At 72.8% G+C, this 9,898-nt stretch carries 8 protein-coding genes and 2 pseudogenes; 3 read left to right on the forward strand and 7 right to left on the reverse strand.

Annotated elements, in window-relative coordinates; genetic code table 11:
* The 3 genes and pseudogenes from G3I19_RS30695 to G3I19_RS30705 all read right to left on the reverse strand — a co-directional run.
* Nucleotides 1-861 (reverse strand): annotated as a pseudogene (locus G3I19_RS30695) (hypothetical protein); the annotation flags it as partial.
* 160 nt (nucleotides 862-1,021) lie between these two features.
* Entirely contained in the window at nucleotides 1,022-1,324 is a 303-nt protein-coding gene (locus G3I19_RS30700; RefSeq protein ID WP_164266993.1) for a barstar family protein, read from the reverse strand.
* A 145-nt stretch (nucleotides 1,325-1,469) separates the two neighbouring features.
* The gene (locus G3I19_RS30705; protein WP_164266994.1) at nucleotides 1,470-2,363 is read right to left on the reverse strand and encodes a LysR family transcriptional regulator; all 894 of its coding nucleotides are present in this window, start codon (nucleotides 2,361-2,363) and stop codon (nucleotides 1,470-1,472) included.
* Between the two features lie 164 nt (nucleotides 2,364-2,527).
* Between G3I19_RS30705 and snpA the strand changes: the two genes are divergently transcribed.
* Complete coding sequence (gene snpA, locus G3I19_RS30710; RefSeq protein ID WP_164266995.1) at nucleotides 2,528-3,205, forward strand: snapalysin; 678 nt, start codon at nucleotides 2,528-2,530, stop codon at nucleotides 3,203-3,205.
* 374 nt (nucleotides 3,206-3,579) lie between these two features.
* Here snpA and G3I19_RS30715 read toward each other — a convergent pair whose 3' ends face one another.
* Entirely contained in the window at nucleotides 3,580-5,691 is a 2,112-nt protein-coding gene (locus G3I19_RS30715; RefSeq protein ID WP_164266996.1) for an FUSC family protein, read from the reverse strand.
* Nucleotides 5,692-5,889: 198 nt separating this feature from the next.
* On the opposite strand from G3I19_RS30715, the gene G3I19_RS30720 reads away from it, so the two are divergent.
* Nucleotides 5,890-6,300: a hypothetical protein gene (locus G3I19_RS30720; protein ID WP_203600688.1), complete on the forward strand. Its 411-nt coding sequence runs from the start codon at nucleotides 5,890-5,892 to the stop codon at nucleotides 6,298-6,300.
* Between the two features lie 28 nt (nucleotides 6,301-6,328).
* On the opposite strand, the gene G3I19_RS30725 is transcribed toward G3I19_RS30720, so the two are convergent.
* Complete coding sequence (locus G3I19_RS30725; RefSeq protein WP_164266997.1) at nucleotides 6,329-7,609, reverse strand: hypothetical protein; 1,281 nt, start codon at nucleotides 7,607-7,609, stop codon at nucleotides 6,329-6,331.
* A 172-nt stretch (nucleotides 7,610-7,781) separates the two neighbouring features.
* Here G3I19_RS30725 and G3I19_RS30730 point away from each other — a divergent pair, with 172 nt between their 5' ends.
* Nucleotides 7,782-8,366, forward strand: coding sequence for a GNAT family N-acetyltransferase (locus G3I19_RS30730; RefSeq protein ID WP_164266998.1), 585 nt, complete (start codon nucleotides 7,782-7,784; stop codon nucleotides 8,364-8,366).
* A gap of 100 nt (nucleotides 8,367-8,466) precedes the next feature.
* Here the strand turns inward: G3I19_RS30730 and G3I19_RS30735 are convergent, their stop codons facing one another.
* Together G3I19_RS30735 and G3I19_RS30740 are read right to left on the reverse strand one after the other, a co-directional pair.
* Nucleotides 8,467-9,561, reverse strand: coding sequence for a magnesium and cobalt transport protein CorA (locus G3I19_RS30735; RefSeq protein ID WP_203600690.1), 1,095 nt, complete (start codon nucleotides 9,559-9,561; stop codon nucleotides 8,467-8,469).
* Nucleotides 9,562-9,653: 92 nt separating this feature from the next.
* Nucleotides 9,654-9,898, reverse strand: a pseudogene (locus tag G3I19_RS30740) (hypothetical protein); the annotation flags it as partial.

Raw genomic sequence — 9,898 nt, forward strand, 5'->3', positions numbered from 1 at the left:
GGCGACCGGCTCCGCCTCGGCGGGGGCCGGGGCCGGGGCCTCGCCCTCGGCCTCGGCGGGGGCGGCCTCCTCCGGCACGGCCGACAGGGTCGTTCCCGGCTCGGTGACAGCCTCGGGCTCCGTCTCCGTGACGGGCTCCGCGGTCGCGGTCTCCGGCTCGGCCTCGGCGGCGGGCTCCGCCTCTGCTTCGGCCGACGCCGCATCGGCTGCCTCAGCGGCCTGCGGCTCGACAGCCGTCTCCGGCTCGACCGCCGTCTCCGGCTCGACCGCCTTCTCCGGCTCAACAGCCGTCGCCTCAGCGGCAACCGGTGCGTCCTCGGACACGACGGGAGCGGACTCCGGCTCGCTCTTCGGCTCTACCTCCGGCTCCGCTTCCGGTGCGGTCTCGTCCGATGCCTTCGCCTGGGCCGGCACCGTCGGTTCGGCCGACCTCCGCTTCGGGTTGTCGAAAGCCTCCGCCACCAAGTCGGACGCGATCCCCGGACCGGACCTGCGAGCAGGCTTCGGCACCGTCTTCTCGGCGGCCGGTACGGAGGTCGACGCCTTGTCGGCCTGCGCGGGCAGCGACACCGTGCGCGGCTTCTCCGACGACCCGCCCTCGGACGAGGCCCGTTCCGACGCAGCGCTTTCCGATGCGGCGCCTTCCGACGCCGCACCCTCCGCCGCTTCGCCCGCCGACGCCGCCTTCTCCGACGCCGCCTTCTCCGACGACGACTGCGAGGACTGCGACGACTCCGCAGAGGTCTTCGCCGACGCCGACGTGCGCTCGGCCTGCGCCGGAACGGTCGTGGCCGCCGACGGCTCACCGGACTCCACGCGGTCGCGTCCAAACACCTTGCGCAGCAAGCTCCGAATGCCCATGGGCGAGACCTTTCGCAATGATTCGCAGAGTCGAGTACGAGACAAGTCCGCGCCGACGGGAGTCGATCCCTGGCCAGGGCGGACACGTAAGGTTAGCGACCGCCGTCAGCGATCTTGGACCGACCGGCCCCGAAGGGCCGGTCTCAGCAGAGGGTAGAACTCACGCCGCCGGGTCGGGCTCCAGGTCGAGCCGTGCGCGGGTCGTGTCGGCGAACAGTGCGGAAAGCCGTGCGCCGTCCGGCTGCCCGGGAGCGAAAAGCCCGGTCGCTCTGGCCCGTACGACCAGCAGACCGTGCGCGTCGACCTTCTCCGATACGCCCCGGGTCTCCACCACGTCCCACCAGGCATCGAGGTTCCTGCCGAACCAGTCGGGCAGCCCGCACGGCCGGGTCACCGCGTCCCAGAAATCGTCGAGCGAGGCGAGCGGCAGCGTGCGCAGATCCACGACCAGTTCGGAGCCCATGGCAGCGGATGGTACGCGGAAGGCCCGGCAGGCGTACCGGGCCGACGCCACCCGGACTCCCCGGTGGCTCCACGGGGAACACGATTTCACCCTCGGTGACGACACGCTCCGGGCGGTGCTGGTCTTCAGCCGGTCAGCAGCAGGTCTACAGCAACTCCCCGTACGCGGCGGCCAGCTCCTCGTACACCACGTCCAGCTCCGCCTCATCCGTACCCGACCGTGCGGCGAGCAGCAGCCGCACCCCGAGAGGGTCCCCGTGCAGTGGTCTTATCACCAGTTCGGGCCTGGGTCTGGTGGTCGGCTGGCAGACCGTGACCACCTCGCCGGAGGCGACCAGGGCGAACGCCGTGAGGTAATCGCCGTGCAGCACCCGGGGATTGAGGCCCGCCGCGCGCAGCATCCGGCGCATACCGTCCCATTCGCCGTCCACGGTCGGGTCGACCATCCACTGGTCCGTCGCCAGGTCGGCCAGCTTCACCACCGCGTCGCTGGCCGCCGGGTGGTCGGCGGCCAGTGTCACGGACTGCGGTTCGCGCTCGACCAGGACACGGACCTCCAGGCCGTCCGGCACGCGCAGCGGGCACCCCTCCACCTCGTGCACGAACGCCACGTCGAGCTGGCCCGATGCCACCAGGCGCAGCAGGGCGTTGGCCGACACATCCATATGGAGCGAGGTCTCGGTGTCCGGCAGCCGGGTGCGCAGTCTGCGCAGCCAGCCGGGGATGGCGCGGCTCGCCGTCGCGCCGATCCGCAGCCGGGGCCCGGCCGCACGCGCCGCCGCCGCCTTCGCCTCGGTGACCAGTGAACGCATCTCGTCGATCAGTGGCCTGGCGCGGCTGAGTACGGTGCGGCCCAGCGGGGTGGGCCGACAGCCCGTGCGGGTGCGGGAGAAGAGCTGCCCGCCCAGGGAGTTCTCGATCCGGCGGAGCTGTGTGGTGAGCGAGGGCTGGCTCATGCCCAGTTCACGGGCCGCCCGGTGGAGGCTGCCGGTGTCCGCTATGGCGCACAGTGCGCGGAGATGCCGCACCTCAAGGTCCATGCAACCAGAGAGTAGGGCCGCGTCGGGGGCCGCACCAGACCATCAAACCCGCACCGATAGCCCCAAGTTATCGCCAGTTGCCATCATCCCGGCGGGGCGCCCGCACAGCACACTCTCCGGTACCACCCGTTCACCCCCACACCGGACGAGTAGGAGCCCCCCACATGAAGCACCGTAATACCGCGATGTCCGCGATCCTCGGCCTCGGCATCGCCGCCGCCCTCGGCACCGCGGCCCCGGTCCAGGCGGCCACCTCCGTACAGGCCCCTGTGCCGCACGCCGCGCAGCAGGGCGCCCAGCACTACACGAGCGCGAAGCAGGAGGCGGGCAACAAGGCGTTCTTCGACGCCGTCATGAAGTCGGTCGCCAAGAAGCAGGCGGCGCACCCCGGGCTGAAGTCCGTCACCATCACCTATGACGCCTCGGCCGCGCCCAGTTACCAGAGCCAGATATCGGCCAGCGCGCAGATATGGAACGCGGCCGAGACCAACGTCAAGCTCCAGGCGGGCTCGTCCGGCGCCGACTTCTCCTACCGTGAGGGCGACGACCCGCAGGGTTCGTACGCCTCGACGGACGGTCACGGCAGCGGCTACATCTTCCTGGACCACGCGCAGACCCAGGAGTACGACTCGATCCGCGTCACCGCCCACGAGACCGGGCATGTGCTCGGCCTTCCCGACGACTACAGCGGCCCGTGCACCGAGCTGATGTCGGGTGGCGGCCCCGGCCCGTCCTGCACCAACCGGCAGCCCGACGCGCAGGAGCGCGCCCAGGTCGACTCCCTGTGGGCGAACGGCTTCGCCAAGGCCCTGGCCAAGGCGAACGTGGCGCGCCACTCCTGACACGGCTGCGGCTCCTCACCGCGCGACCCTGATATGCCAGTGCCCTGACGCCACCTCCCCGGCGTCGGCCCCCCACCCCCGCACCCGGCGTCGTCAACGATGCCGGGTGCGGGTGACCTGCCGGGGCGGAAAAAGCCGGGCCGGGCCATGCCCGGCCCGGCTCCGCCGTCTCCGGGCTCGGCCCCGCCGTCTCCGGGGCCGGTCCCGCCTTCTCCCGGCCCGGCTCCGCCGTCTCCGGGGCCCCGGCGGCCGGCCACCGGCCTGTCTGAACCGGCCTGTCTGAACCGGCCTGTCTGAACCGGCCTGTCTCACCGGCCTGTCTCACCGGCCTGTCTCACCGGCCTGTCTCACCGGCCTGTCTGAACCGGCCTGTCTCACCGCTGCGGTGAGGCGATCTCCCGTGCCGCGACGACCTCCTGGCGCAGCGGGGCCAGTACGCCCTCGTCGTCGCCCTCGATCCGGGTCTCCACCTGCACGAGCGTCGGGCTCGACCGCAGCCCGTGCGCCAGCTCACGCAACTCCCGGGTCACATCGCGGACTTCCTCCGGCGCGGGCGGCCGGGCCCCGTGGTCGACGCGTACCCGGGCGGCCGTCGTCGCGTCCACGATCCGTTCCGCAGCGACGACCAGCGGCCACCAGGCGGCGGCCCGCTTCCCGGTCGGCGGCGGCTCGGTGAGGGCCCGCTGGAACTCCGTCCGTACGACCGACAGATCGCGGTAGAGCCGCCGCCGCAGCCGCGCCCGGTCGGCGTGGTCGCCCGGCGGGCTCGGCACGTCCGCCGCTTCCCCCGCGCCTCTCGTGCCGGACGCGTCCCTCATACCGGGCGCGTCCGGCGGCCCCGGCGCATCCCGCTCCCCCGTACCGCCGCCTGCCGTCCGGCCGGATCCGTCTCCCCCGCCGAAGGCGCACTCGACGTAGCGCGCGCTCTCCTCGACCGCGATGGCGAGCCGGTCGCCGATCCGGGTGTGCCAGCTCTCCGGCCAGAGCAGATAGCCCGCGACCAGGGTGATCCCGCAGCCGATCAGACTGTCGAGCAGCCGGGGCAGCACCAGATGGAACCCCAGATGGTTGAGCTGGTCGGAGATCAGCAGGATCACCGGGGTGATGGCCGCGGTCTGGAACGCGTACCCGTTCGCGGAGACCGCCGGGATCAGTGCGGCGAGCACCACCATCACCGGCACGTCCCACCAGCCGCGCGGCACCACCCCGAGGACCAGTGCGGCCGTGAGCACCCCCACCGCGGTGCCGAGCGCCCGCAGCACCGCCCGCGAGAAGACCGAGCCGAAGTCCGGCTTGAGTACGAAGGTGACGGTCAGCGCGACCCAGTACGAGCGGGGCACGCTCACCACCGACACCAGCACCTGCGCCAGGCCGATGCAGAGCGCGAGCCGCAGCCCGTAACGCCAGGAGGCGGGCGAGAGCAGCACGGTCGTGGCGGCTCTGCGGGCCCGTACTCCGAGGGCGGCGGGCCGGCCCAGCCGGTCGTCGGCGCCGTAGTGGTCGGGGCCGTCCGTGTCCGACTCGCCGACCACGGAGGCCGCGTGCCGCAGCGCCGCGTTCATCGCGCGGTCGGCGGGGCCCTCGGGCTCGGGGAGCACCAGGTCGGGCACCGCGCCGGAGCGGCCCGAAGCGACCACATCGGCCAAGTCCCGCACAGCGGCGGCGATCTCGGGGCGGCGCGAGGCGCGGCCGTGCAGATGGGCGGCGGCGGCCGCCTCGATCAGCGGAACGAGCACATTGAGCCGGCCGAGCAGCCGCACCATGGACGTGCTGCGGCCGTGGTAGTGGGCGCGCCGGGCGAGGATCAGGTCGTACGAGGCGTTGAGCGAGGCGGTCACGGCCTGGCGTCTGACGTCGTACGCGCTCGTGCCGGCGGCCGCGAGCAGTTCGGCGGCGGCGCGGTAGGTCGCGGCGACAGCGGTACGCTCCGGGGCCCGCGCCCGAAGCGGCCAGCCGAGCAGCGCGAGCACCAGCACGAAGAGCCCGCCGAGCGAGAGCAGCAGCGGTGCCTTCCACCAGGGCCCCGGCATCGGGAGGCCCGCGCCGACCACGGAGTTGAGCAGGAGCAGCAGCCCAGACACGGACGCCACCGCGCCGATCGTGGAGATCATCCCGGAGACCAGCGCGACCAGCGTGAGCACCGCCACCGCGGTCCAGCCGTCGCCGTACACCAGGGTGCCGAGCATGACGCCGAGCGCGCCGAAGCACTGCGGCACGGCGATGTTGAAGATCCGCATCCGGTACGCGTCGGCGGTGTCGCCGATGACACCCGAGAGCGCGCCCATGGCGACCAGCGCCCCGTACTGGGGCTGCCCCACGGCGAGACCGACGGCCAGCGGTGCGGCCAGGGCGATGCTCGCGCGGACCGCGGCGGCCCGTGGGATCGGCGCCGACTGCGGGCGCAGCCCCCGGATCAGCCACTCCGGCGGTGAGATCAGCGACTGCCTCTTCCGTGCGTCTGCTCTGCTGCCGACCGTGTCACCCATGGCAACAAACTACGTCCTGGCGTGCGGGTTTCATCCGCCGCGTGCGCCCCTGGGCACCGCCCGGGCACGCGCGGGGGCGTGGACGGCCGACGGACGGCCGGGGCGCCGTTCCGTTCCGCCGTCCTGTTACGCCGTACGAGTTGCCGGGTGGCCGTCGCGGGTGTCCGCTGGGGAGAGGGCGAGCGGAAGGAATCTGCCATGGCCACACCCAGCACGCTCCACGGACACCGGCCGGCTCATCGGCGCCCGTCGGCCCACCGGCACCTCCCCGCGGCCGCCGTGGGCGTCCCCCTGCTCATCGGCATCGTCTACGGCCTGTACACGGCGTTCATCCTCAGCTCCGGCCATGTCTTCAGCACCGCCAAGACGGTGCTCAGCATCGTGTCGGGGCTGGTGCTCGCCCTGCTGGCCTTCGGTTTCGGCCGGATCCAGCACTCGCTGCCCAAGGAGGCGAGGGCGGCCGGGTACGGCGTGCTCATCGGCGGGGCGATGGGGTTCCTGTACTCGATGACCGGATCGAGCGTGCTGTCGTCGTCGTTCATCGGCGCCGGGTTCGGCATCGGCGCCCTGATCGCGACGTTCTACCTGTTCTATACGCACGAGGACTGACCTCGGGGACCGATCTCCGGGTCTGACCTCACGACGGCGTGGGACCGTCTGCCGTCCGGCCGCCGCCGGCCGGGCGGGGCGTCCCGTCGTCGGCGGCCAGCTCCACCAGCGCCAGCGCGATGAGCGCGGACAGGACGATGCCCACCACGACGCCCGCGGTGGGCCGGTCCCAGACCAGATAGACGGCGAGCGCGACCGCCACCACGGTCCGGTCGAGCCAGGTCCTGGCGCGCAGCACCCAGAGCCCGGCCCGCCCGGTGCGCAGGCCCATGGCGTCGCGTACGGCGCCGATGGAGCCCCGCCACACGGTCCGCACCCGCACCGGGATCCGGCCGGAGCCGCCCAGCCAGGCGGCGAGCGCCACCACCCCACCGACGACGGCGGTCATGCGGACCGCCGTCCGCAGGAAGGCCGTCAGCGCGTCGATGACGGCGGACGCGGCAGGCTCCGGGATGTCGGCGGGCAGCCGGTCCAGATACAGGCTGCGCAGGACGGCGAGCGTCAGGCCGAGCAGCAGCGCGCCGACCGCCACCGCCAGGGCCGCGGTGACCAGTGCGCGCCGTCTGCGGACCGCGAGGAGCACACCGGCCGCCGCGAGCAGCAGGGTCACGACCGGCAGCCAGAGCCCGCCGATCCGCAGCAGCCGGAAGGCGGTGCGTGCCCGGCCCACGGCCCGGGAGTCCAGCACGGTGAACCGGGTGTGCTCCGTGGGGATCTTCGACGCGAGGGTCAGCCCGCTGTCCACCAGCCGCTTCTTCGCGGCCTCGGTCACGGGTGCCAGATCGATCGTGAGCGCACTGCCGCGGTCGCTGGTCAGGGCTTTCTCGGCGGCGGTGTGCGCGGTCCTGTTGAGCTGGACCCAGACGGGCGTGAACTCGCCGCTGTCGACGGAGTCCTCGACCGTGCTGTGCACCAGGTTCCTGAGCCCCGATGTGAGGGGCCGGTCCAGTGCGCCGAGGGCCAGCCTGATCTTGGCCCGCTCGGCGGACGGGACCGACTTGAGCAGCGCGTCGACCGTGACGTACTTCATGATGGCGTCCGTCGCACGGTCGGTCACGGCCGACCGCACGGCCGGGTCGGAGGCCAGCGGGCGCATCAGCGCGACGTAGTGGCCGGTGTCGCCGATGACGTCGCGGGTCCAGACGGCGACGGTGGCGACCGGGGTGAGGATCCCGGCGACCACGATCAGCACAACGGCGAAGAACGACCGCACCCGGTGGCCCGGGCGCCCCTCGGGGGCGGCGGCCCGGGCCCGTCGCCCGTCGAGTCCCTCCGCGCCTTCGCCCATCACGTATCCAGGGGAAGCCACCGGCCGGGACCCCGCACTCCGGACGACGCCATTCGGCCATTTCCGCCGCGCGCCGGGACCACTCGGCCCACCGTCCCTTGCGCCCGCGTGTCAGGGCGGGGGCCGGATCCTGCACTATCCGTTTCGCTGATCGCCGAGCGCTGAGACGATGGCCGGAAACCGGGAGGAACACATGGCAGAGGTCTTCATGCGCCGCCTGACCAGATGGCAGGCCGAACAGCAGCGGGAGGCCGTCGCGGACACCTACGTCGAGGCGTACCGGGGGTCGCCCGGGGAGGAGTTCCACGACCGCCGGCAGTTCCTGGAGCGCTTCGCCGAGGACATGCAGCGCCCCGGCTTCGACATGATGGTCGCCGACGGTCCGTCGCTGGCCGGCTGTGCGTACGGCTACGTCCTGGAGCGTGACGGCGACCTCTGGGAGGGCTTCCGCGGCGCGCTTCCGGTGGACGTCGAGGAGCTGACCGCGTCCGGACAGGTCTTCGTGCTGGCCGAGCTGATGGTGCAGCCGTCCTACCGGCGGCAGCAGATCGCCACCCGCCTGGTCGACCAGCTGCTGGTGCGCTCGCGTGCGGCGCTGGTCGCGTCCCTGGTGGAGCCGGGGAACGAGGCGGCGAAGGGCGCGATGCAGGCGTGGGGCTGGACCCGCTTCGGTGCCGTGCGGCCGAGTGAGACGCAGGAACCGCTGGAGCCGCCGCAGCCGCAGTCGACGTACGAGGCATGGAGCCACCCCATCGAGCACGCGGGCAGCGCGGGGTAGGGGCGCGGCGGGAGCGGCAAAAGGGGGCGAGGCGAAGGGGGAGGCGCGGGGCAAGGGCAAGGCAGGGGCAGGCGCGGGCGTGGGCGTGGGCCCGGGGGAGCTACAGCCAGCCGTTGCGGCGGAAGCCCCGGTACATGATCAGGCAGGCCGCCGCGATCACGGCCAGCGCCAGCGGGTAGCCGTACTCCCAGCTCTTCTCCGGCATGTGCTGGAAGTTCATGCCGTACACCCCGCACACCATGGTCGGTACGGCGAGGATGGACGCCCACGCGGAGATCTTCCGCATGTCCTCGTTCTGCTCGATGCCCACCTGCGCCAGATGGGCCTGGAGAACCGAGTCGAGCAACGCGTCGTACGCGCTGGTCTGCTCGGCGATCCGGTCGATCCGGCCCGCCACATCGCGGAAGTACGTCCTGATGTCCTGGGTCATCAGCGGCAGCGGCTGCCGGGTGAGCAGCTTCTCCAGCGGGCGGCAGAGCGGGACCACCGCCCGCCTGAACTCCATCAGCTCCCGCTTGAGCAGATAGATGCGCCAGGCGTCGGTGCTCGCCACATGCTGCGAGAAGACCTTCGACTCGACGGCGTCGATGTCGTTCTGCATGGTGTCGGCGACAGCGGCGTACCGCTCGACGACATGGTCGGCGATGGCGTGCAGCACGGCCGCCGGGCCCTTGGCGAGCTGGCCGGGGTCCGCCTCCAGCGCCTCGCGCAGCGGGCCGAGCGAGCCGTGCCGGCCGCGGCTGACGGTGAGGACGAAGTCGGCGCCCGTGAAGACGGCCAGCTCTCCGGTGTCGACGATCTCGCTGGTGGCCGTCAGCTCCTGGTGCTCGACGTAGCCGACGGTCTTGAGCACGGTGAAGAGCATGTCGCCATAGGTGTTGATCTTGGGGCGGTGATGCGGGAGCAGCGCGTCGTCGACGGCGAGCCGGTGCAGCCCGAACAGCTCCCCGAGTGAGGCGAGTTCCGGCTGCTGCGGCTCGTGCAGCCCGATCCAGACGAAGCCGCTGCCCTCCGCCCTGACCCGGCGCAGTGCCTCGTCGGCCGGGCAGTCGCCCGACTGCCGGACGCCGTCCAGATAGACCACGCAGTTGACGACCGCGCTGCCGAGCGGGGAGCGGGCGGGGTGGCTGAGGTCGACGACCGTGCGCTGGTGCGGGAGCCGCACGGCACGGCGCAGGGTGCGGAACATCGGCATGGTGGCTGCTCCTTCGGCGGACCGCGGCCAGTGTGCCACCGCGGGTCTCCGCAGGTGAGAACGGGGACCGCCTGGGGCGGGTGCCGGACCCGTCAGGCCCCGGGGCCGTCTCCCCGGCCGCTTCCGGGGGTGGCACCCGGAGGCCCGGGGAGCGGGAGCCCCGCGGCGGTGGCCGCCTCGCGGAACACCGCCGTCAGCATCGGGCGGGTCAGCCGGCCGGTGTTCACATTGCGCCGGCTCGGGTGGTAGCAGCCGAAGAGCCGCAGCTCGTCGCGGCCGTCCGGACCGGCCAGCACCACCTGCGTCCCGTGGCCGAACACCGGCCGCGGGCGGGGCA

The sequence above is a fragment of the Streptomyces sp. SID10853 genome, from assembly GCF_010548145.1.
Taxonomy (GTDB): domain Bacteria; phylum Actinomycetota; class Actinomycetes; order Streptomycetales; family Streptomycetaceae; genus Streptomyces.